This window comes from Thiospirochaeta perfilievii (assembly GCF_008329945.1).
Taxonomy (GTDB): Bacteria; Spirochaetota; Spirochaetia; order DSM-2461; family DSM-2461; genus Thiospirochaeta; species Thiospirochaeta perfilievii.
Genome location: NZ_CP035807.1, coordinates 3,147,235 through 3,170,292, shown reverse-complemented (window position 1 = coordinate 3,170,292; position 23,058 = coordinate 3,147,235). Strand labels below are relative to the sequence as shown.

Annotated in this window: 22 protein-coding genes, 6 tRNA genes and 1 other RNA gene; all 29 read right to left on the bottom strand. The window is 33.3% G+C overall.

Translation table 11 applies throughout. The annotated features are described in order from the left end of the window. Positions 1–4: 4 nt before the first annotated feature. The 29 genes from EW093_RS14770 to EW093_RS17725 all read right to left on the bottom strand — a co-directional run bounded on the left by EW093_RS14770 (position 5) and on the right by EW093_RS17725 (position 23,045). Positions 5–982 (bottom strand): PHP domain-containing protein, encoded by a 978-nt coding sequence (locus tag EW093_RS14770; protein ID WP_149569136.1) that lies wholly within the window; start codon positions 980–982, stop codon positions 5–7. Positions 983–1,062: 80 nt separating this feature from the next. Further along, entirely contained in the window at positions 1,063–1,296 is a 234-nt protein-coding gene (locus tag EW093_RS14765) for a VF530 family protein (RefSeq protein ID WP_149569135.1), read from the bottom strand. Between the two features lie 10 nt (positions 1,297–1,306). After that, positions 1,307–3,772: a TIGR03936 family radical SAM-associated protein gene (locus tag EW093_RS14760; protein WP_149569134.1), complete on the bottom strand. Its 2,466-nt coding sequence runs from the start codon at positions 3,770–3,772 to the stop codon at positions 1,307–1,309. Position 3,773: 1 nt separating this feature from the next. Then, positions 3,774–5,102, bottom strand: a complete 1,329-nt coding sequence (rodA, locus tag EW093_RS14755; RefSeq protein ID WP_246745044.1) for a rod shape-determining protein RodA — start codon at positions 5,100–5,102, stop codon at positions 3,774–3,776. Further along, entirely contained in the window at positions 5,102–6,940 is a 1,839-nt protein-coding gene (mrdA, locus tag EW093_RS14750) for a penicillin-binding protein 2 (RefSeq protein WP_149569133.1), read from the bottom strand. The genes rodA and mrdA overlap by 1 nt, the downstream gene beginning before the upstream one ends. Further along, positions 6,940–7,452, bottom strand: coding sequence for a rod shape-determining protein MreD (mreD, locus tag EW093_RS14745; protein WP_149569132.1), 513 nt, complete (start codon positions 7,450–7,452; stop codon positions 6,940–6,942). Before mreD ends, mrdA begins: the two co-directional genes overlap by 1 nt. Continuing rightward, a complete protein-coding gene (gene mreC / locus EW093_RS14740; protein WP_149569131.1) occupies positions 7,445–8,290 on the bottom strand; it encodes a rod shape-determining protein MreC in 846 nt (281 codons plus the stop codon). Before mreC ends, mreD begins: the two co-directional genes overlap by 8 nt. An 8-nt stretch (positions 8,291–8,298) precedes the next feature. Next, a complete protein-coding gene (locus tag EW093_RS14735) occupies positions 8,299–9,333 on the bottom strand; it encodes a rod shape-determining protein (protein WP_149569130.1) in 1,035 nt (344 codons plus the stop codon). A gap of 15 nt (positions 9,334–9,348) precedes the next feature. Then, entirely contained in the window at positions 9,349–10,281 is a 933-nt protein-coding gene (locus EW093_RS14730; protein WP_149569129.1) for a tetratricopeptide repeat protein, read from the bottom strand. A gap of 19 nt (positions 10,282–10,300) precedes the next feature. Further along, an RNA gene (gene rnpB / locus EW093_RS14725) (RNase P RNA component class A) lies at positions 10,301–10,657 on the bottom strand. A gap of 6 nt (positions 10,658–10,663) precedes the next feature. Beyond that, positions 10,664–11,467, bottom strand: a complete 804-nt coding sequence (locus tag EW093_RS14720) for a zinc ribbon domain-containing protein (RefSeq protein ID WP_149569128.1) — start codon at positions 11,465–11,467, stop codon at positions 10,664–10,666. An 11-nt stretch (positions 11,468–11,478) separates the two neighbouring features. Continuing rightward, a complete protein-coding gene (rpoD, locus tag EW093_RS14715; RefSeq protein ID WP_149569127.1) occupies positions 11,479–13,569 on the bottom strand; it encodes an RNA polymerase sigma factor RpoD in 2,091 nt (696 codons plus the stop codon). Then, the gene (gene dnaG / locus EW093_RS14710) at positions 13,570–15,330 is read right to left on the bottom strand and encodes a DNA primase (protein ID WP_149569126.1); all 1,761 of its coding nucleotides are present in this window, start codon (positions 15,328–15,330) and stop codon (positions 13,570–13,572) included. Next, positions 15,330–16,355 (bottom strand): endolytic transglycosylase MltG, encoded by a 1,026-nt coding sequence (gene mltG, locus EW093_RS14705; protein WP_149569125.1) that lies wholly within the window; start codon positions 16,353–16,355, stop codon positions 15,330–15,332. Before mltG ends, dnaG begins: the two co-directional genes overlap by 1 nt. Further along, positions 16,352–16,534 carry a hypothetical protein gene (locus tag EW093_RS14700; protein WP_149569124.1) on the bottom strand — a complete coding sequence of 61 codons (183 nt, stop codon included), beginning with the start codon at positions 16,532–16,534 and terminating at the stop codon, positions 16,352–16,354. Before EW093_RS14700 ends, mltG begins: the two co-directional genes overlap by 4 nt. Continuing rightward, complete coding sequence (locus tag EW093_RS14695; RefSeq protein ID WP_246745043.1) at positions 16,531–16,965, bottom strand: YkgJ family cysteine cluster protein; 435 nt, start codon at positions 16,963–16,965, stop codon at positions 16,531–16,533. Before EW093_RS14695 ends, EW093_RS14700 begins: the two co-directional genes overlap by 4 nt. A 98-nt stretch (positions 16,966–17,063) precedes the next feature. Continuing rightward, a tRNA-Tyr gene (locus EW093_RS14690) sits at positions 17,064–17,144 on the bottom strand. A gap of 7 nt (positions 17,145–17,151) precedes the next feature. After that, positions 17,152–17,223, bottom strand: a tRNA-Thr gene (locus EW093_RS14685). 61 nt (positions 17,224–17,284) lie between these two features. Continuing rightward, a tRNA-Tyr gene (locus tag EW093_RS14680) sits at positions 17,285–17,365 on the bottom strand. Positions 17,366–17,372: 7 nt separating this feature from the next. Next, positions 17,373–17,444 (bottom strand) — tRNA-Thr (locus tag EW093_RS14675). Positions 17,445–17,505: 61 nt separating this feature from the next. Next, positions 17,506–17,586, bottom strand: a tRNA-Tyr gene (locus tag EW093_RS14670). A 7-nt stretch (positions 17,587–17,593) separates the two neighbouring features. After that, positions 17,594–17,665 (bottom strand) — tRNA-Thr (locus tag EW093_RS14665). Between the two features lie 68 nt (positions 17,666–17,733). Next, positions 17,734–18,450 (bottom strand): M24 family metallopeptidase, encoded by a 717-nt coding sequence (locus EW093_RS14660; protein ID WP_149569123.1) that lies wholly within the window; start codon positions 18,448–18,450, stop codon positions 17,734–17,736. Between the two features lies 1 nt (position 18,451). Then, positions 18,452–19,927: a glycogen/starch synthase gene (locus tag EW093_RS14655; protein WP_149569122.1), complete on the bottom strand. Its 1,476-nt coding sequence runs from the start codon at positions 19,925–19,927 to the stop codon at positions 18,452–18,454. A 2-nt stretch (positions 19,928–19,929) separates the two neighbouring features. Beyond that, positions 19,930–20,283 (bottom strand): chorismate mutase, encoded by a 354-nt coding sequence (aroH, locus tag EW093_RS14650; RefSeq protein ID WP_149569121.1) that lies wholly within the window; start codon positions 20,281–20,283, stop codon positions 19,930–19,932. A 3-nt stretch (positions 20,284–20,286) separates the two neighbouring features. Then, positions 20,287–20,628, bottom strand: a complete 342-nt coding sequence (locus EW093_RS14645; protein ID WP_149569120.1) for a hypothetical protein — start codon at positions 20,626–20,628, stop codon at positions 20,287–20,289. 65 nt (positions 20,629–20,693) lie between these two features. Then, positions 20,694–20,936, bottom strand: a complete 243-nt coding sequence (locus EW093_RS14640; protein ID WP_149569119.1) for a hypothetical protein — start codon at positions 20,934–20,936, stop codon at positions 20,694–20,696. After that, positions 20,927–21,895, bottom strand: a complete 969-nt coding sequence (locus tag EW093_RS17730; RefSeq protein WP_149569118.1) for an ABC transporter ATP-binding protein — start codon at positions 21,893–21,895, stop codon at positions 20,927–20,929. Before EW093_RS17730 ends, EW093_RS14640 begins: the two co-directional genes overlap by 10 nt. After that, positions 21,885–23,045 carry an ABC transporter ATP-binding protein gene (locus tag EW093_RS17725; protein ID WP_149569117.1) on the bottom strand — a complete coding sequence of 387 codons (1,161 nt, stop codon included), beginning with the start codon at positions 23,043–23,045 and terminating at the stop codon, positions 21,885–21,887. The genes EW093_RS17730 and EW093_RS17725 overlap by 11 nt, the downstream gene beginning before the upstream one ends. Positions 23,046–23,058: the final 13 nt, after the last annotated feature.

Here is a 23,058-nt window from a genome sequence, read left to right as displayed (position 1 = left end):
GAGATTATGTAATTTTACTCCACATGATCTCTTTTAAGTCTCCAAAAAAACCAGCTTCTTTTAATAGATTTAATTGATAACTAAAGTCTCCAATCTCTGCTAGATTGTGTGAATCGCTTCCGAAACTAAATTTTACTCCTAGGGATAGACACTCTTTAATAAAATCTACAGGTGGTTCATTAGTATGAAAGTTTATCTCGGCTGCAGTATTATACTCTTTTAGTAATTTTGCTACCGGTTTAAATAACTGATTAGGGACAGCTACACCACTTCTTTTAAATATTCTAAAGGGGTGGGCTAATACATCGATATCATGTTTTAGTAGTTTCTCTAGGGTAGAGATAAACCCATTAGCTGTACACTCTTTCAAAACATGTATAGCACCTAATATATAATCAAAATGTTGTAAATCTTCTGGATCTATTAATAGCTCTCCATTAAAATCGATTCCAACTTCCACTCCAAATTCAACAAAGTCATCAGAGAATTTTTTTTTATATTCTAAGAACTCTTTAATCCTATAATCTTCTTTAAAAGAGTATGAAATTCCTTTCGTATAACACTCTATATCACTGTAGTTGCTACTATTAAAATATAGATGATCAGCATGCTCTGTTATACGAATACCTTTAAGACCAAACAGTTTTGCAAGTTTTATGTTTTTCTCAACACTCATATTTTCACTACAATAGGCTAATTGGGTATGAATATGGTTATCCCACAACTCTAATTCTTTATCAATAATTAAATTATATCTCTTAATTTTTCTTGCAACTAAATCATCTACAACGATATATGGATATGGAGAAGAAGAGAATTTAGGAAATTGAAAACCATATAGGTTCTCGTAAATACTCTCCCTTATATTAGAAACTATAATATATTCAAGGGCAGACCTATTTAGGATTTCTATAATATTAGAACTTAGTTCATCCTTATCACCAATGATTATAAGTAAATCATTAAAAATTGACTTCTTCATTCGATAAAGAACTCTTTGAATAAGAATATCTGTTATATTACTGGAGATATCATTTAATACTACAATCTTGTTAAACTGATCTATAATGTAGCTCCACTAGTTTCAATATATAGTTTCTCAACTTTATTCCTTGCCCAGGGTGTTCGTCTTAAAAATTTAAGACTTGATTTTATTGATGGCTCATTAATAAAACAGTTAATATTAATTCTATTACCAAGCTCTTCCCAACCATAATAGTCTACTAAAAAAGTGACTATATCGTTTAATTTAACCCCATGTAGCATATCTTTACTATGATCATTTTCTTTCTGCATTTAATAGCTCCTACTTCATATCCGAAAAGAGAATAATAGTTCCCTTTTTAGATTTAGCATAACATCTTGTACGTTTAAAATCGTAACCGCTAGTAAGAGCGGACTCTCCAACTGCTTCTGAAACCATTTTTACACAGTTATTCCACTTTTTATTATTAAACATGGCTTTTACTTTAAGAATATTATCATCGATAATCTCCAGGGTGTAATCATCCAGAACATCACTATCTTTTATAAACTCTTCAATTTTTGTTTTTAACTCCTCGCTATTAAGGGGTGAGTTTAAAGTGTAAATTTCATAATCTGCTCCAGCATATAGAGCCATTAATTTTTTATGGGATCGCCCCTGGGCTATATCGTTCATTGGATATGCCTTTATTATTTCAAATCCCTCTGGAAGGTTGGAATTCAGCTTTTTAATGCTCTCATCTAAATTATCATAACCGTTATAGATCTCAATACCAAAGATCTCATAATCTGAACTTAATCCCATAGTTAAAGGGTGGGCAAACTCTAATTTTGGTTTAGGATTAAATCCCTCAGTAAACCGTACTTCAATACCACTTCTAAAAAAAGCCCTCTCAATAATTGTCATAGTACTTAGATGTGGGACAAAGATAGCCCTTCCATTTTTAGAAAACCTAAATACTATCTTTTTATAGGTAGATTTATCAACAACATCTTTATGCTCTGTTGTTTCAAAGTTATCTACAATTTTAGCGTATTTAACCTTGATATCCTTTTTACATACACCACAGTTATGGTCACAATCATCTGTACAAAGGGATGAAGCTTCCTCTTCTTGGGATTTCTCTAACTGATCACATTTAAAGGCTGAACTCTCTAATAGAGAGATATTTCCCCATGGTAGTTTGTCATCTAAAGACCTTTCCCTTGTTACAAAATCTTCCACATCCCATGAAGCTTCAGATATAACCTCTCTCCATAAATCCCTGTTTATATACTCATCCCATGCATCAAGTCTAGCTCCCTTTTTATATGCACTTATTAATAAGTCATTAACCCTCTCATCACCTCGGGTAAAAATACCTTCTAAAAATGATAAAAATGGAGAGTGGAAATTAACCTTTATATTTTTACCTTTAAGACCACTTTTAATCTCTTTTAACTTCAAGAAGCCTAGCTCATCACCAAATTGATAGGATCTCTCATAGGTTGTATGTGGTTTTGGAATAAAAACACCTACATTAACATTAAACCTTAATCCTGTGGCAGCATAAAGCTCCTTAATAAGATCAATTATAGGTCCTACTTCATCTTCTCCACCGGCTACAGGTAGTCCGATCATGAAATAGAATTTAGCAAGCTTCCAACCCCGCTCCTTAGCCTTTAATAAAATCTCAATTATTCTATCCTTAGGAACTTCTTTATTTATACCCCTTTGCCAACCTAGTTTAGGGGTCTCGAGGGCAAATGTTAAACTACTCTTTCTAACTTCAGATAACTCCTCAATTAGTGGTAAGGAGACAGAGTTAACCCTTAATGAGGGAAGAGAAAATGAGACTCCCCTACTTTTAAACCTATTATTTAAACCTTTAACTAAGGTATGAATACCATTATAATCACCGGATGATAGGGAAGAAAGAGTTATTGTCCTATAGCCACAAATATCTACAAGGTCTTCAACCTCTTTTACAATGTGTTCAAACTCTTTTTGTCTAAATGGTTTATAATAAACACCTGCATGGCAGAATCTACAACCGTTAGGACATCCCCTCATAATTTCTACAACACCGTGGTCTTGAACAGGAGTTATAGAGGCAACAGGAAGATGAGTTCTTTTCTGGGCAGATAAACCAAACTCCCTCCAAAATACTCTTTTAACCCGGTCTTTTTTATCTTTATGCCATATATAATCTTGTTTTTTTATAAATTCATATATTGAGTTTCTAGTTTTTCCCTCTTTTTTAAGTGTAACAATATCCTCAAGAAGCACTTCAAATGCTCCTTCAGCCTCACCTATAAAAACAAAGTCTACAATGTGTCCAAAGGCCACAGGGTTTGTTGTAGCTGGACCTCCAGCAATTATAATAGGATCATCCTCCCCTCTATCATCTACTTTTAATGGAATATTAGAAACATCTAACATTGTTAATAGATTTGTAAGACATAGTTCGTAACCTATCGTAAATGTTAAAATATCAAGTTTCTTTAAAGGAAATCCACTCTCTAATGTGAAAAGAGATAACTCCTTATCCCTTAAAAACTCTTCAAAGTCAGGAGCTGGAGCAAAAACTCTCTCACATATAACACCTTCAACACTATTAAACAGATTATACAAAATTTTAAGAGCTTGATTTGACATCCCAATCTCATAAAGATCAGGAAAGGATACTCCCATTTTTAATATTTCATCACCTGTGGGGTATATAGACCCAAACTCACCTCCTAAATACCTGCCAGGCATTCTTATATTTAGAAGATCGTATTTATATCTGTTAATTATATTATTCATTTTAATTCCTATAACGTCGTTGATAAATTCCTTGTAGGATACCTATTCCAGCCAATGCTGTCCATAGAGAAGATCCTCCATAGGAGAGGAAAAATAGAGGAATTCCTGTAATTGGCATTAATCCTATATTCATTCCCACATTTAAAATTACATGGAAGAAAATCATCCCTATAATACCAGAGCCAACAAGTATGGAAAAGTTGTTTTTCGCGTAGGTTAAAATCAACAGACCCCTTATTAAAATTATTAAAAATAACCCAAAAACTAATAAAGCTCCAAGAAACCCTAACTCTTCTGAGAGGATAGAAAATATAAAGTCTGTACTTTGCTCGGGTAAAAACTGATAATGGGACTGGGTTCCCTGTAAAAACCCCTTCCCGCTAAAACCTCCGGAACCTACTGCAGTGGTAGCCTGTATTATATTCCAACCAAAATTAAGAGGATCAACCTGGGGATTCATAAAAACTATTAGTCTCATTATTTGATAATCTTTTAAAACGTACTCTCTAGCAACAAATGATAATATAAGTGAGAATACAATAATTGAAAAGAAGTAGATTAACCAATTAAAATACTCTTTTTTAAAATATAAAAGCCCAATAAGAGATAGTAAAATTGAGAATGTTATGGAACCTATTAAATATAAAATAAGTCTAGGTTCTGTTAATACAGATACAAAGGTATTATTACTCTGTAATATATAGGTCTCCCATCCAGGTAACATTGTAAGAACAAGTGTTAGAGCACCTAAAAGTATTAAATAGGTCAGATATTTTATATTACAACCAGATATAAAAAGCATTGCAAGAAAAATTGGGATATAGACTGATGCTGTTCCCATATCCGGTTGCAGAAGTATTAATCCAAAGGGAATAGAAATTATTATAAATGATGTAATAAATACTTTTAAACTTCTAATATCCTTTTGATTATCATCTAAATACTTTCCTAAAAATAAAATAGTAGTTAGTTTAGTAAATTCAGATGGCTGAAAAACGAACCCCCCTACATATATCCATGACCTAGCACCATTAACAAGGGTACCAAATAACCTTGTATAGATTAAAACAAATATAAGAAACAGATATGTTATTAGGGATATACTCTTAATTTTCTCAATATCATATAGGGAGAAAAAAACTAAAACAAAGAGTCCTGATATTATTCTAACAACTTGCTTTACATACTCATTAGATGTATTTACCCCTATTGAAGAGATACCACTAGAATATATAAACATAACCCCTAAAAACATTAAAACAAATACTGCAGCTAACATAAAAAAGTCAATTCTAGATAAACTTTTACCTACATCTATCTTATTTTTCATTAGAATAGCTCTCTTAAATAGTATGGTCTTAGGGTTTTAACAACTTCCTCAAAAGTTTGCTCTGCAAAAATACCCTGATATATTAGGTTTGTAGCCTTAGGCGCCCATGGTCTGTATTTATCTAAATCATTGGAAGCCTCTATCATTACTACCATAACAACCTGCTCCTCAGGGGGTGCATCGTAGGGTCCATAGGATACAAACCAGTCGTGGAATTTATCAGAAAAACCAACCTCTCCTGTTCCAGTCTTAGCAGCAATTTCTACAGCTTTAGTAGAAATTGCATATTTTGCTGTACCCTCTGTTATAACACCCCTCATATATGATTTAACCTTCTCAAATGTCTCTGGTTTGTATGATGATTTTAAAATAACTTCCCTTGGTATAACTTCTAAAACCTCCCCAGTTAGAGGATCAACAATCTCTTTAACCACATGGGGTTTATATACCACACCACCATTTAAAATAAAAGCTAATTGATCAGCTATTTGAAGTGGTGTTGCAAGAGTTCTTCCTTGACCAATAGAGACATTCATAGTATCACCATGGGTCCATGTAACGTCGTATTTTTTCTTTACCCACTCTGGGGTTGGAACCTGACCTGCTGCTTCATTTGGTAGATCGATACCTGAAGTTTGACCAAAACCGAACTCCCTAGCATATGTATTAATCTTATCAATGCCTAGATAGTCTCTTCCAATAGTATAAAAATAGATATTACATGAGTTCTCTAATGCTGACTCTAGGTTTACAGTTCCATGTCCTGCTCTATTCCAACATCCAAAATACCTATCTCCATAAAAGACACGACCAGTACACTCAACGGTTAAATCCTCTGGAACCTCTTCTTCTAAAGCTGCGGCTGACATTATAATTTTAAAGGTTGAAGCTGGTGCATAACCCTGTATAGCTCTATTTAGTAGAGGTTTATCTTCATCCAACAAAATATTTCCAAAAGCATTTTTCCCAGGGATATAAAACTCACTTGGTTCATACCATGGATAGGATACCATTGCTAAAATTTCTCCTGTACTAGGTTTTAAAACCACAACTGATCCCTTTCTTTCACCAAGTGCTTTTTCCGCTAAAGTCTGAATTTTTCTGTCTATTGTTAAAACAAGGTTTTTACCTGGAATAGGTGCAATGTCCTCTTTTAAGTTTTCTTTATCTAGTTTTCTTCCTTTTACATCTACGGTCTTATACTTAAGTCCGTTCTTACCCTTAAGAACAATATCATACTGCTTTTCAACGCCATTTTTACCAATATCATCATTTAAAGTATAACCATCGTTATATAAAACTTGAAACTCACTTTGGGAGATATTACCTACATAACCTAAAATATGAGATATGGAACCGGAAAAGAGGTAATTTCTTATTGGGATACTCTCCCATGAAACTCCAGGAAGATGATCAATATTTTCAGCAATAGATACAATTTTATCATATGAAACAGAGTCTAGAATTTCAATGTTTTTGTATGATCGACGAACAGAATATGGAAGTTTTTTTTCAATTATGCTTTTATCCACTTCCAAATATAGTGCTAGCTTCTCAATTAGTTCGGGATACTCTTCACTCTCGACACTTGCAGGGTTTATAACAACACTAAATGACTCTGTATTATCAACATAGGGTACATCATAATTCCTATCATAAATCTCCCCTCTAGGGGCTCGAATAGAAGTACTTCGACTTGAAACAGCTGTAGCCTTTTTTTGATACATAATCTGATCAATTACTTGCATTTTATAAAGATGATATAAATTATAACCAAAGGAGAGTACAACTATTGCTAGAAGTGTGTAAATTCTAAACTTATTAACACTATGATCCATTAAACTCTATCTCTATTTGAAATTAGTCTCTTTGATATAAAATTAAAAAGAATAAATATTATTGGTGTAAACAGAATATTCATACCAATCTCTATGACATATCTTACTGAGAAAAAGTCAATATTTAAGTCAATTGGATAGAATAATCCAACTAGAGAAATTAGGAAAAACTTAGCCACTGTACAAAGTGTAATAATAATACACGGTAAAATTATTTTATCCATAAATATCTTTCCCTCAAAAAATCCAAGAAAAAAACCTAATATTAACCTTACAAGCGTATTTAGACCAAACGGGACACCACTTAATGAGTCAAAGATAATACCAGTGCTAAAACCTAGCCACTGCCCAAAGACCTTTCCATAGTTAATTGAAAAATAAATTAGGGCGATTAATGAGATATCTGGCATATAATCATTAATAAAAAATATTGGGAATATTACACTTTGAATAACTATGGAAACAACAGATATACCAAGAGCCGATAAAAATAGTAATAACTTATTATTCATAACTGACTCCTGTAGTTTTTAAAACTGATACATATTCTAGTCTTGAAAAATCGATTATAGGCTCAACTTTGATACTTAAAGAGGTCTCATACTCTACCCTGCTAATATCTACAATTCTACCTATATAGTACCCCTTAGGGTATAAAGATTTCATTCCACTAGTCTCCACAAGATCCCCAACAGAGATATCATTTAACGCTATTTTTTTAACATAGTTTAGCTCTAAAAACCCTTCATTAGAGCCAAGACCATTGATTAACCCCTCAAACCTAGACTTAGATAATCTTCCAGCAATATAGCTGCTTTGATCTAAAAGTGGTAATACAAGGGAGGACTGTATTCCTACATTAATAACTTTTCCTACAATCCCAATCATCCCATTCTGTTCAGCAACCACAGGCATATTCTTCTCTATACCATGTTTTGAACCCTTATTTATAATCACAGTTGAACTAAGATTACTAGGATCTTTACCTATTATTTCACAGGGGATTGAATCATGGTCTAATGAGTCCATAAATCCTAATAACTTTTTAAACTCTCTATTTTCTCTTTTAACCTCTAAAAAATCCCTATGTATACCACGATACTCATCTAGTTCAGCATAAAGTAGATCATATCTATTTTTTAGATCTTTCAATTCTCCAACTGAATTTACCGTATTCCTTGTAAACTTAACAGTATTATCTAAGCCAGCTTGAAGGAGAGAAAAAAAGGATAAAGTTCCCTCTTTTGCTGCTCTAAAACTTTCATTTGATAAAAGCATTACAGAAGAGAGAATAAAAAGAGTTATAAAAAGAGTTATTGATCTATCAAATCTCTTTTTTTTTATATGCACAACGAACCTTACGAATTTATACTATCATAGATGCTTCTATTATCTGAATTATCCTTGGCAAACTCAAAATAACGTCCAGCACCTAAAGCTACACACAAAAGAGGATTCTCAGCTAATATTACTGGTACTCCTGTCTCTTTAGCTAATAACTTTGGTAAACCTTTTAAATTAGCACCACCACCTGTCATAACTATACCTCTTTCAACAATATCTGCAGCTAACTCTGGAGGTGTTTGACCTAAAGTTCTTTTCACCTCTTGTATTACTGCGGATATAGGTGTTTGCAAAGCTTCCCTAACCTCTACAGAATCGATCTCAAGTCTTCTAGGAAGTCCAGTTATAGCATCAGTTCCCTTAATTTCCATTTTTTCAATTTTAGTTTCAGGAGTAGCATTACCAATTGTCATTTTCAGTTTTTCAGCTGTTTGTTGACCAATAATAAGGTTATGCACTTTTTTTACATGTTTAATAATAGCCTCGTCAAACTCATCACCACCTATTCTAATTGCGTTAGTTACAACCATATCTCCAAGAGAAATTACAGAGATTTCAGTTGTACCTCCACCTATATCACAGATCATATGTCCTGCAGGCTCAAAAATAGGTATATCTGCACCAATAGCAGCAGCTAGAGACTCTTCTATAATTTTTACATCCCTTGCACCGGCTTTATATGCACACTCTTCTACAGCCCTTCTTTCAACCTCTGTAATACAAGATGGTACACCTATTGTCATCCTAGGTTTTACTAACCTTCTATTAGGGAGAACTTTTGCTATAAAGTAACGGATCATCTTCTCTGTTGTTTCAAGGTCAGCTATTACACCGTCTCTTAAAGGTCTTATTGCATCAATATTACCTGGAGTTTTCCAAAGCATTCTCTTAGCATCGGCACCAACTGCCACAACTTTCTTTGTATTACGATCAATTGCGACAACAGAGGGTTCACTACTTACTATCCCCTTACCTTTAACATATATTAATGTATTACACGTACCTAAATCTATACCTATATCTGATGCGAAACCGCTAAAAAGCCCCATTTTAACCCCTTTAATCTATTTTTTTAACCATCTGATAACTTCATCATTACCCGGTTGTTGTTTTATTAATTTTCTAAATATTTTATTTGCTTCTGCTTCATTACCACTTAAGAACAGTGATTTTCCCAATATAATCTGAGCATCAAAATCATCAGCTCTAACTTTCAAAATCTCTTCTACTTGTTTTATAGCTTCAGAATATCTTCTACTCCTAAAATATATTTCAGATAAATCCATTCTAGAGCTAAGTTTAACATTTTTTTGACTAGCTCCCTCTAATATTCCATTTAATAAATCTTCTTGTTTATCATAATCTCCTATTAAACCGTAGGCCTCTGAAATAATATAAACTATTTCAGGCGAGTGTCTCTCCTCTGGTAAAGAGTTAAACTCATTTATACTTTTAGTATATTGACCTAACTCATAATACGCCAAACCTTTAAATTCGTAAATATCTTTTCCTAAATATCCTTCCTTGGTTGCTATATCTAAATATTTAATTGTTAAATCGGAGTAACTTCGCCCCTTATAATAATAAGCTTTACCTAAAACATAGGCTATATCACCTTTTAGTTTTCCATCGGATAGTATAAATGCTTTACGAAGTGAAATAATAGACTGATTTATAAGTGGTATTTTCATCTCTAGGGAGATCTGGGATATACCTAAATAGAAGTTAGAAATCCCATGGAAATATAAATAGTTAAGTTCTAAAAAATTCTCATTTAAAACTTCTTCACAAATTGAAACTATTTGTGAGTACTTTTTATCTTCCCATAACTTATTCAAATCCTCTTCTTCAAAGGACTTTACAAGAGTATTACCATAAACGTTTATACCTTGATTCAATGAGTAAGTTATGAAAATAAATAAAAAAGGGAGAAGAATAATTAATAAATAGATAGAACTTTTTCTTTTAGAAAATTTCTTTTTATTTATTTTATACACCTATTTTCCTCCAGAATATAAAAAAATCAGACCTGTAAGCCGAGTTCTGTTAAAAACTATCATCTATCTACACATTAAATCACTTTAATGTTCTAGCAGTCTACCCGTAGCCTATAGGACGAGAAATCCAGAACTACTGCTTGACTTTGCTCCTAGTGAGGTTTACCTAGCAAAAAACATTACTGTTTTCCCGGTAGGCTCTTACCCTACCTTTTCACCCTTACCTAGAATTACTCCTAGGCGGTATATCTCTGTGGCACTGTCTGTCGCTATTTAGAGAACTAAATAGCTCCCGGGTGTTACCCGGCACTATTCTCTATGGAGCCCGGACTTTCCTCCTACCTATTTAAAGGCAGGCGATAGTTAGGTCTGAAAAAAATAATTAATCTAATAAAAACTCATCGTCAATAAGATCAGAAAGTGATGCTTGATCTTCTAAAGAGTCATCATCATCATCATCAATTGCAACATATTGATCATCAGACTCTTCATAAAACAAAATCCTAGAACAGTACGGACAGAACAAGATCTCTTCGCTTCTTCTAACATCATTTGCAAATTGAGCAGGTAGTGTCATATGACAACCGGAGCAAACTCCTGCCTTAACAGGAACTATACCAAGACCAGACTTATTCTTAATAATTCTTTCAAACTTAAAAAGAATCTCTGAATCCATATCCTGACTAATAACTTTTTCATCAGAGATCATTGAATTTTTAACTTTCTCTTTTTCTTCAATTATTGAAATAATTCGATTTTTCTCTTCTTCAATCTCTTCTTTTTGCTGGTTTAATAACTCTTCTTCCGAGGTAAGCATATCAGATAAAACTTCAAGTGTTTTTTCAACTTTTTGGATCTCTCTTCTATATTCTTGTTCCGCTTCAGTTGATACTTTTATCTCTCTCTCTAAAGCTTCATACTCCCGTTGAGTACTAATTTCATCCATTCTTTTTTCACTAGCTTCTCTAGATCTCTCAGCCTCGTTCATAAGCTTTGTTAATCTTGAAAGTTCAGCTTCAGATGCAACCTTATTATCATTTTTTTCAATAAAGGACTTCTGTAATCGATTTAATAACTCTTCTTTAACAGATAAAGCTTTTGGAATTTCATCAATCTCTTTTTCTATTTCGATTCTCTTTGAAAGCACTTCTTGTAAGTGTCTTAATTTTTCAAAAGTTTTTTCCACCTATATTCCCCTTAATTCTCTAGATAATCTTTTAACTTAACACTTCTATTTGGATGTCTTAAACGTCTTAATGCCTTAGCCTCTATCTGCCTAATCCGCTCTCTAGTAACATTAAAGTATAAACCTACTTCTTCAAGAGTTAACGAATAACCATCATCCAAACCAAACCTCATCTTCAACACTTCCTGCTCTCTAGGAGGCAATGTTGATAATACCTCAGATAACTGTTCTTGTAAAACCTTAAATGCTGTTTGATTAGCAGGATTTTCAACATCTTTATCCTCAATAAAGTCACCTAATAAGGAGTCTTCTTCTTCTCCAATAGGAGTCTCTAGGGAGATAGGCTCTCTAGCTACATTCTTTACAGATTTTACTCTTTGAACATTCCACCCTAATCTCTCAGCGATCTCTTCATCACTTGGCTCACGACCTTTTATCTGCATAAGAAGTCTTGATTCTCGAACAACTTTATTTATCTGTTCAATCATATGAACAGGTACACGTATCGTTCTAGCTTGGTCTGAAATAGATCTCGTAATAGCTTGCCTTATCCACCAAGTTGCATAGGTTGAGAATTTATATCCCTTTCTATACTCAAATTTCTCTACAGCTTTAATTAAACCAATATTTCCCTCTTGAACTAAATCAAAAAAGTGTAAACCTCTGTTAGTATATTTTTTTGCAATACTTACTACAAGTCTTAAATTGGCTTTTATTAGCCTATCCTTAGCAGTTTTCATCATAACCTTACCATGGGAAATATCATCACCCATTACTAAGATTTCATCTGCACTATTCTCAAACTCTAATTCTATATTTCTAAGATCTCTATAATTAGTTTGCAGAGTTCTAATTTTATCTTTTAACTGATCAGCAGTGTAACCTAGTTCCTCTTCTATTTGTGCCTTTTTACTCTGCTGGGCTAAACTTCTACCAAGAGTTCTTACTTCCCGTAAACTTTTTACTTTAAGATCCCTTTGTAAAAGATACTGCTCTCTTCTAAGTTTATTTATCATTCTAATTGCAACAATATACTTATCAGAAAACTCTATAATCTCATCTTGATATAACTCTACAAGACTTAACTCTTTAACTAAAGATTCTTTAAATTCTAAAACTTTTTCATCAGTTAAAGGATCCCCTTCAGTTGCTGTAACCTTCTCTTTAAGAGCCATATATTTTTTAAGTTTTGGCATCACCTTTCTTAAAGGTTCTCTATATAGGGCGTTTAATCTTCTTCTTGCAGCTAATATTTCAGAAACTTCCTTTTTACTTAAGTCAAGCTCCCTAGGATCATCCTTACACGAAGCCTTTTCCATTAGCCTAATATACTCGGATATAATCATCCCATTACCCTGAAGAATCTCTTTTATTATTAACTCACCCTCTTCCATACTTCTAGAAAGTTCAACTTCTTGTTCCGCAGTTAATAGACTCTCTTTACCAATTTCCCGAAGGTAAAGTCTTATAGGATCATCAATTACAGAGTCCTTCTCATCAACAATCAGTTTTTTTGCAACACTTTTAGGAATATCATTATCAGAAATTTTTTCAATCTCTAAATCTTCGTCTATAGTAACATCAATCTCTTCAAGCTCCATGCTACTTTTAAACCCAAGGGTTTCGTCATCACTAGAGTCTCCATCAGAGCCAAAACCTAGGGCTGAAGGATCAATAATTGGTTCATCGTCATCATCTTCCTCAAGCTCTTCTTCTTCTTCCTCTTCAGCATCATCCTCTAATGAAAAATCCGGATCCTCAATATCAATTTCTTCATCAATTTCTTCATCTATATCTTCATCAATGTCTTCTTCTGAGTCTTCAATTTCATCACTTTCTGAATCATCTTCTTTCTCGTCACTATCAATTTCTCCTAAATCAGGAACTAAGACATGACCGACAGGAACAACAACAGAGCCATCCTCATCGTCTTCCAATAATATATTATTTTTTTCAATCAAAGTTAAAACATCTTCAATTTGATCAGAGTTTAAAATATCCTCAGGGAGCATATTATTTACTTCCTCATAGGACAAAACTCTTTTCTTTCTACCATACTCTAACAACTTAATTATTGCCGGATTCTTATCCAATTGTGCCATTTAATAATCCTCAATTCTTCCAAGTTTATCGTCTAATTCTGACTTCTGTTTTAATAGTAGAGAAATTTCTTTGATATCACCACTTCTGCTAACATCATTTAAATGTCTCTCTAGCTCACTTATTTTAATTAAAAGAGCTTTTCTTTTTAAAAAAACAAGAGAGTCAATAATTATATTACCCGGATTGTCATCAAATTCGCTTGAAGTACATTTGCTTATTATAAGCTGCCTCAATTTGTCATTATCAACTCTTCTAATGATAGACTCTATAGAGGTTATACCTTCCTTCAATGAGTTAGAGATGGCATTATAAACAGTAAGAGCAGGTCTACTTGTTACACCAAATTCATCAACATATTGGTTCACATTTTTAAAATACTCACTGTTTACAACTAAGGCGCACATTAAATATAGCTCTTTATCATTATAAATATCGTAAATCTCACCATTATCCTCTCTCTTTTTAATAAATGTTCTTTGACTATTAGCCTTAGAAGCATTTAATACTGAAGACACACTTACACCAAGCTCAGTAGCAAGTTTTTCTAAACAAGCTTCCTTCCTGATGTCTGAGATAATACTATTTATGTATGGAAGCATACCTTTTGCAACGCTTTCTTTACTCTCCGGAGATTCTCCACCAAACTGAGTTAATACTCTTTTCAGTAGATAATCAAAACTATTTATAGTGTATTTACAACTCTTTATCAATGCCTCTGGGCCATTTTTTTTTAAAATTTCTGCTGGATCGAGTCCTTCTGCTAATGAAATCACCGATGGTGTTATTCCAACCCTCTCTAAAATTATACACGCTTTCTCCGTGGCTTTAATTCCCGCAGAGTCTCCATCAAAAAGAATTGTACCTTTATCTGCATATCTTTTAAGTAGTTTTGCTTGGGACTCAGTAAATGCTGTACCTAAGGGAGCAACCGCATTAGATAGACCAACTTGGTGTAAAGCAATAACATCTAAGTTCCCTTCACATAGGATAAACTCTTTTTTATTTCGAATACTTTTAATTGCATGGTTTATACCAAAAAGAATACTCCCTTTATGATATACCATTGTTTCTGGAGAGTTTATATATTTGGGACCATAATCCGATAAGGATCGACCACTAAAAGCAACAACCTGATTATGATGATTTATTACAGGAAACATTACCCTATCAAAGAAAATTGAAACCCTGCTATTTTTTTTTGAAAAAAACCCAGTGGACTTTAGAAATTCATCTGAATAATTTTTATTACGCAGAAAGTTATATAACCAGCCACTACCTACAGGAGCGTACCCAAGCCTAAATTTCTGAATAATTTCATCATTAAGACCCCGGCTATAAAGATAATCTAAGGCTTTTTTCCCCTCTTCTTTTTTTTCAAGAATATAAGAAAAACTACCACAAACCTTATCGTAAATACTTAATTGAGAATCCCTTAAATTTACCTGTTCATCACTCTGATTATTATTTGATAGCTCTACACGGACTCCGGATTTTTGCCCTAAGTGAACAACTGCGTCAACAAATGACATATGTTCTATTTCCATTATAAAGTTAAATATTGAACCACCCTTTTGACAACCAAAACAATAAAACATATTTTTATCTTCGGTAACTGTAAATGATGGTGTTTTTTCGTTATGAAAGGGACAACACCCCCAATGCTTATCACCTTTTAGTACTAATGATGTATACTCACTAACTACATCTACAATACTAGCTTTATCTGAAATCTCCTGAATAGTACTCTCTGGAATTCTCACTAATTCTTGCTCTCAAAACCACTTAAATACTCAAGTCTAGCCGCTTCATGATCACTGTACTTGCTGGAAAATCGGTGTAAACCCTTATCCCTATCCCTAACTACAAAAAATATAAAATCTGTATTATCAGGGTGAAAAGCGGCTTCTAAAGCGTAATAACCAGGATTTGAAATAGCCCCAGGTGGAAGCCCTACATGTTGATAAGTATTATAATCCGACGGTACTTCTAAATCATCAAAAAATAGACGATCACGATGGTCTTGACCCATCTCTTCTGTTAAAACATACATTACAGTTGCACAGGATTGTAACATCATTCCTTTATCTAATCTATTATAAAAGACTGATGCAATTTTTTTAACCTCTGATCGACTTTTATACTCCCTCTCTACTATAGAGGCTAATATAACCTTATCCGCTAACTGCTTTGGAGTTAACTTTGTATAACTTGGATAAATTTCATCCATATTCTTAAAGAAGTTTTTCAAAAAACTCTGTACAACTAACAAGGCTGGATAATCCTCTTGAAATGAGTATGTATCTGGGAATAAAAAACCTTCAGCAGTGTCAAAAGGAATATTAAAAACCTCTAGGAGATTTTTATTTTTAATTGCTTCTAAAAACTCGTCACTACTTACAACACCCTTATCTTCTAGTATTTTTGCTATTTTACTTGAAGTATAACCCTCAGGTATTGTAACAGATATTAGTTGTTGCCTTCCCTCAAGAAGTATAGCATATATCTCTTCTACACTATGGGAAGGTGAGATTTCATACTCACCCTCTTTTAACTTAGCGTCATATTTTTTATAAATACCATAATACTTAAATACTAATTCATCTTTTATTAAGGATTTTTCATACAGATGTGATGAAATAGAGGAGAGTGTTTCACCCTTTTCTACAAAGAATGAGACCTTCTTGGTATCTTGAGATTGAGGTTCAAGGCTTTGTACTATATAAAATATACCAAACCCTGTTGCAATTAAAACAATAATAGAAAAAAATATAAAAAAATTCTTCAAATTTTACCCTTATCATCATAGTTTTTACGGTACATTTCAATATCCATTACCGAAAAACAATTAAAGACTTTTTTTTCCAACTTCAGTAAGTAACTATCAACTTGCTCAGGCAACTCCTCTTTATCAGATAAAAAGAAATATAGTGATAATAGCTCCCTCTCTTCTAGATCAAGACTCATTTAGGGTTAATAAAAGGCTCATCAAGTCTTTTATCTAGCCACTTATCAATCTCATCCTTAGACCTTAATTCACCTTGTCCTGCTCCAGGACAACTCTCTACAACACTAGCCCAGGACTCTTCATTTATTAAGTTATGAGCCCAAAAAGGAAAACTTTTACACTGTAGTGGTCTAGCTTCATAAACAGTACACCCATTATCCCAAAAGATGCAATCATTATTCGGCTTTTCAATTAAAGATAATCTTTTTACACCAATTAAATCAGCTACTTTACAGTATTTTTTTATAAATTTTTTTCTAGAAAGATCAAGACGTTTACACATTTTTTTTACATCTTCTTCAGATAAAAACACATACCCTGGTTCATGGCGACAGCACCCACTACATCTTTGACATGTAAAATTCAGACCGTTTTCATAAAAATCATTCATAATTTCTCCAAAAAGAAAGCTCCTTAAAAGTAAGGAGCCTAAGAAGTGCAACTTGTCTAAACAAGGAAACTTTAATGTAAAATTTTAGTATAAAATATTGGGGAGAGAAGGATTTGAACCTTCGAAACCGAAGTAACAGATTTACAGTCTGCCCCCTTTGACCACTCGGGAACCTCCCCATTATTAAGCCGTCTATCAGAGTTGAACTGATGACCTACGCATTACAAGTGCGTTGCTCTACCACTGAGCTAAGACGGCATTGTCTTGTACATAAAGTACGCCTAACCAATAAGATTAGATATTCTGCAAAACAGAATTATGGGGAGAGAAGGATTTGAACCTTCGAAACCGAAGTAACAGATTTACAGTCTGCCCCCTTTGACCACTCGGGAACCTCCCCATTATTAAGCCGTCTATCAGAGTTGAACTGATGACCTACGCATTACAAGTGCGTTGCTCTACCACTGAGCTAAGACGGCGTTGTCTTGTACATAAAGTACGCCTAACCAATAAGATTAGATATTCTGTAAAACAGAATTATGGGGAGAGAAGGATTTGAACCTTCGAAACCGAAGTAACAGATTTACAGTCTGCCCCCTTTGACCACTCGGGAACCTCCCCATTATTAAGCCGTCTATCAGAGTTGAACTGATGACCTACGCATTACAAGTGCGTTGCTCTACCACTGAGCTAAGACGGCATTATCTGGCAATTAGCCACGTTTGGTAATTTAATCAAAACATTGATAAAGGTCAATAGGTTTATCAATTAATTTAGTAAAGCCTTATTCAAAATAACAATGCTTCCATACTTATCAATATAAATTGTAATTTCAAACTGGGAAGAAAAATTAGTAATATCTGCAATACCTTCACCACTATCAGACTCAGTAATTACCTCCTTAAACATTAAAACTACTGGTTCTAGAGTAAATAGATCCCCTACCTTAAAAACATAGTTAAAGTCGGTAAAATCATTGAGTGATATAAAGGGAGAAACATGTAGACTCTCTCCAATACCATGACCTATTCCATCAGGAAGTAGATAAAAACCACGAATTGAGATATAGTCGCTAATGAAACTAACAACTTCATTAACTTTTACTCCAGGACGAATCCTGTTAACAGCTTCTTTAATAACATCTCGACTTACATCAACAAGATCTCTAACTCTATCGCTACAGTTTCCAACAATAAATGTTTTTGCACCATCTACAGATCCATCACCCAATCTAAAACATACATCTATTGTTACAATATCACCTTGAATCAAAACCCTATCTAAATTTTGACCATGATAAACTATATTATTAGTATTTATTGTTACAGGAATGGTATCGGGGATAATATTCAAGGATTTACTTTTAAAAAAGTCCATACAAAAATTGTATATAAAAATTAAAGTTACCCCCGGTACAACTAAAGGCTCTAAATTATAGAAAAGGGTTTCATGGGTTTTCCCAGCAATTTTTAAAGATGCACGCATATCATTTAAAAAATAATGGTAAATATCTATTTTGTAAAACCATTTTCCATGTGTAGTTTTCCTCAATGTTTTTGTAACTACGATTTTGCATTAATGTTATAGTCTCTTTATCATCATAAAACATATCTACACACTTATAGATAGTCTCTTCAAGGTCCTTAAAATCCTCAAAAACAAAGCCTGTTTCTCCATTAATAACTTTCTTTAGACCTCCAGTTTTATGTACAATAGGAATAGAACCAGCTAATTGAGCCTCAAAATCCGTTAATCCACAGGGTTCCCATAAAGATGTTAGAATAAAATAGTCAGATGCGATAAAAAGAGATAAAGCACTTTTTTCATCATACCCCTGAATATAACAGAAGTTCTTTGGATATTTTTCAGCTAACTCAATTAGCTTATTCTCATACTTGGTTTCACCCTGACCCATTACAATAAACTGAGCCTTAATATTTTTTTTCTCCACACTTTTATAAGCATCAATAAATTTATCAATGCCCTTCTGCTCTGTTACTCTATTCTGAAATAGAAAAAGAGGTGTATCTTTATCAAAATTAATATTACCCCATACTTTAACATTACGGATCCTTCCAATACTCTCTGATACAGAGATTTTAAACATATTCTTCTCGTAATCATTTGGGAGACCTTCAATTCCGATTTTTTTAAAATGTTTAATATCTACTCCATTAGTAATACCGTAAATTTTAATAGAGTTTTCATTGCAAAACTGACCAAAGTTACCAGATGTATCCTCATGGACTAAATTTAAAATCTCTTCTGCATAATAGGGGCTAACAGTTAAGGGATTAGAGTATAATGCGGCAATAAAAATAGGATCTATCTCTCCATTAAAACACCCTTTAGCGATTAGCTTTTTACTTACAACCCTATATTTATATAAAATTTTACTTAAAAATCTTTGATGATAAACAATTCCTGCATTATGAATTATAAAGAAAATTTTAGTATATTTAAAAAGTTTTCGTAATATAGGATTTGATTTAACCATAACTGGAACTAAACCAGTATGCCCATCATGAAGTAAGATAATATCGGGTTTTATTAAAAAAAGCTCAACATACTTTAAGAATGCATATTGAAATATAATATTAATCTCAGGATTATCAATAAACCCATGTCCCCGCTTAAAAAGAGGATTATTTTTCTCATCTAAGTGTGTATAGGTATAAACATCATTTTTATCTAATAAGTATGAAAACTCCAATAGATAGACTCTAATCCCATTATATTCGGTCTTATAAACCCTTATAGAAGTATCAATTCCACCAGGACTTATACTAAATTCATCAGGTTCATCATATTTACTTTTATCAATAAACCCATAACAAGGAATAAAGACAGAACTACTATGTCCGGTTAGATAGAGAGATTCACCAATTCCAGTTACAACCTCTTTTAATCCACCTGCATTAGCAAAAGGATAAAACTCCCTTGATAATTGATATACAACCACTATTAAACTAAATCTGGTCTAAGGACTTTTGCATTGTGCAGATAACAAGGGATCCCCTTTGTACCATCTCCATTCCAAGTAATAAGAACCCTTATAGCCTGTTTTAAGGCCCCAATACTTTTGGGTTCTTGGGTACAAAATAGAGGGTAATCACCATAACCACCCTTTGCTCTTAAAGCTGCTGCAGGGTTAATGGCTACTAAATCATCTGTTACAGAAAAAATAATACTAATAATATTAAACTCTTCTAATTTATTACTTTCAAAAAGGTTATCAACTAATTCTAAAACTCTATCGATAGTGTCACTCTCTGTATCAAACTCTACAGTTGTTGCACCTCTAACTGCTGTTACCATTTATTACTCCATTATTCCTAAACTAAAGATATAGATTGTATTTACAAATAGTAAAATACCACTACACAATACAATCCTAAACAGTAGCTTAAAAAACTGTTTTATTTTATTCATAACACGACTTTTGACCACAAAAATAGTTACAATTGATAAAAACATTAAAACAATAGATATATAGGTTATCATGCTTAAAATATCAATATATTCCGCTGCTAAAGGAATACTAATCCCCTGCCTTGAAATAACAAAAAAACTTATAAAAACTATTAAGCTCATAAAGTATAGTGTTGATGATATTTTGAATAAGAGATTAAAAGCCCAATACTTTTTATTTATATAGAACAATAAATCCCCTCACTTTTAGTCTTATTTTTAATATTATAAAATATAAAAAATATTAACACAATATACTAATTAAGCCAAAAAACATCCATTAGAATAAAAGCTAATAAAAATAGTCCACCAAAAGCAAAAACAATAGGAAAGACTGCTAACATAGCAGCCTTTACCATAGCAAAACGCTCTTTTTTAGTCAAAATTATACCTTGGAACGTAGATCTACTTTTTCTAGGAAATTTAATGCCTTTCCTTCTTCCTCCTATAGCATCAAAATCCATTGACGCTATAGTTCTTCCATCATCCTCTATTTCCATAAATGACAGGATACTCCATGCTCTGGAGTTATCATCTTCTCAACTGGAGCTATATGGGAACACTCTGGCATAGCAGATGGACACCTAGTATGGAACTTACATCCACTTGGTGGATTTGCTGGAGAAGGAATATCCCCTTGTAATATAATACGATCTTTTTTCTTATCCAAGTCTGTGGATGGTACCGCACTAAATAAAGCTTTTGTATATGGATGTTTAGGTTTTGAAAAAACCTGATCCTTAGGTCCAAACTCAACTAAACTACCTAGATACATAATACCTATATTGTCTGAAATATGCTCAACCACAGATAAATCATGGGATATAAAAAGATAAGTTAAGTCGTACTCATGTTGTAGATCAATCATTAAGTTAATTATCTGAGCCTGGATAGAGACATCAAGGGCAGAAACAGGTTCATCAGCTACAACAAACTTTGGTTTTAATGCTAATGATCTTGCAATACATATCCGTTGCCTCTGACCTCCAGAGAATTCGTGGGGGTACCTATCTATATGATGTCTTTGTAAACCACAATCATCCATCATTTTTAATACATAACTTCTTAATTCGTTATTAGGAACTATATTATGCTCTCTTACAGCCTCAGCTATAATCTCTCCAACAGGCATTCTTGGAGATAAAGATGAGTAAGGATCTTGGAATATCATCTGCATTTGTGGTCTAAATCTTCTTAATGCTTCATTTTTCATTTTAAAGATATCATTACCATCAACTGAAACGTCACCTGCTGTCACATCGTGGAGTCTCATCATAGTTCTACCAATTGTAGTTTTACCACAACCAGACTCTCCCACTAAACCAAAACACTTACCCTTTGCAATATTAAAAGATACATCATCTACTGCTTTAACATGACCTGTTACCTTTTGTAAAACTCCTGATTTTATAGGATAATACTTTTTAAGGTTTTTAACTTCTACTAAATTATTTTCCATCTTTTTCTCCATCATTATATAACCAGCATGCAACTTTCTGAGTTGGAGAAGTCTGGGTTATTGGGGGATAGACACCACTACAAGCATCAACTGCAAATTCACATCTATCTTTAAAATGACAAGTATTTGGCATATCAATCGGATTTGGAACATTTCCTGGAATTGAGTAGAGTTTCTTTTTAACTCCATCTCCACTCGGCTTACTTAAAAGAAGTCCCTTTGTATAGGGATGTTTAGGTTCTCTAAAAATCTCATCTAAAGTACCCTGCTCTATTACTCTACCTGCATACATCACAACTACAGTTTCTGCCATCTCTGCAATAACACCTAGGTCGTGGGTTATTAACATAATACTAGCATTTACCTTACTTTTTAGATCCCGTAATAAATCTAAAATCTGTGCCTGAATAGTAACATCTAAGGCTGTTGTTGGTTCGTCTGCTACAATTAGGTTTGGTTCGCAGATTAGGGCCATAGCAATCATTACCCTCTGCCTCATACCTCCTGATAACTCATGAGGATAAGAGTCATATATGCCCTCTGGTCTAGATATACCAACGATATTTAACATTTCAATAGATTTGGCCTTAGCCTGTTCCTTAGTGGTATTTGGATAGTGTAATAACATGGTCTCATCAATCTGTGAGCCTATTGTAAATACAGGATTTAGACTGGTCATAGGCTCCTGAAAGATCATACCTATCTTATTACCCCTTAACTCCTGCATTTTACTTATAGGGGCTTTAGCTAAGTCAAATACTTTATCCCCCGTGTTATACCTAATAGAACCATTTACTATTTGCCCCGAAGGCTCTTGTATCAATCTCATAAGGGATAAAGAAGTAACAGACTTACCACAGCCAGACTCTCCAACTACACCTACAGTTGTTCCCTTGGGAATTGAAAAAGTAACACCACTAACAGCCTTAACAGTTCCTGTATCTGTGTAAAAATAAGTATGTAAATTGTCGAACTCTATAACATTATTAGAGTCTTCCATTTGGGTTATATATTCAGACTCTGGAATAAATTTACGCTTTTTCTTAGCTTTATATAGATTCATAGCTACTTTATTTTCGTTTGCAACCCTTTTTAACTCTTCTCTACTTTCACCACTGGCAAAAAAGAGTGATTTTATTGTTTTAATCATTCTATTTAGCCCC

Excerpts from the sequence above, each read along its gene's own strand:
- EW093_RS14765 (WP_149569135.1), bottom strand. The coding sequence starts at position 1,296 with ATGCAGAAAGAAAATGATCATAGTAAAGATATGCTACATGGGGTTAAA.
- EW093_RS14770 (WP_149569136.1), bottom strand. The coding sequence starts at position 982 with ATGAAGAAGTCAATTTTTAATGATTTACTTATAATCATTGGTGATAAG.
- EW093_RS14640 (WP_149569119.1), bottom strand. The coding sequence starts at position 20,936 with ATGGAAATAGAGGATGATGGAAGAACTATAGCGTCAATGGATTTTGAT.
- EW093_RS17730 (WP_149569118.1), bottom strand. The coding sequence starts at position 21,895 with ATGGAAAATAATTTAGTAGAAGTTAAAAACCTTAAAAAGTATTATCCT.
- mreD (WP_149569132.1), bottom strand. The coding sequence starts at position 7,452 with ATGAATAATAAGTTATTACTATTTTTATCGGCTCTTGGTATATCTGTT.
- EW093_RS14760 (WP_149569134.1), bottom strand. The coding sequence starts at position 3,772 with ATGAATAATATAATTAACAGATATAAATACGATCTTCTAAATATAAGA.
- EW093_RS17725 (WP_149569117.1), bottom strand. The coding sequence starts at position 23,045 with ATGATTAAAACAATAAAATCACTCTTTTTTGCCAGTGGTGAAAGTAGA.
- rodA (WP_246745044.1), bottom strand. The coding sequence starts at position 5,102 with ATGAAAAATAAGATAGATGTAGGTAAAAGTTTATCTAGAATTGACTTT.
- aroH (WP_149569121.1), bottom strand. The coding sequence starts at position 20,283 with ATGGTAACAGCAGTTAGAGGTGCAACAACTGTAGAGTTTGATACAGAG.
- mrdA (WP_149569133.1), bottom strand. The coding sequence starts at position 6,940 with ATGGATCATAGTGTTAATAAGTTTAGAATTTACACACTTCTAGCAATA.
- EW093_RS14660 (WP_149569123.1), bottom strand. The coding sequence starts at position 18,450 with ATGCGTGCATCTTTAAAAATTGCTGGGAAAACCCATGAAACCCTTTTC.
- EW093_RS14695 (WP_246745043.1), bottom strand. The coding sequence starts at position 16,965 with ATGAATGATTTTTATGAAAACGGTCTGAATTTTACATGTCAAAGATGT.
- EW093_RS14735 (WP_149569130.1), bottom strand. The coding sequence starts at position 9,333 with ATGGGGCTTTTTAGCGGTTTCGCATCAGATATAGGTATAGATTTAGGT.
- rpoD (WP_149569127.1), bottom strand. The coding sequence starts at position 13,569 with ATGGCACAATTGGATAAGAATCCGGCAATAATTAAGTTGTTAGAGTAT.
- EW093_RS14700 (WP_149569124.1), bottom strand. The coding sequence starts at position 16,534 with ATGAGTCTTGATCTAGAAGAGAGGGAGCTATTATCACTATATTTCTTT.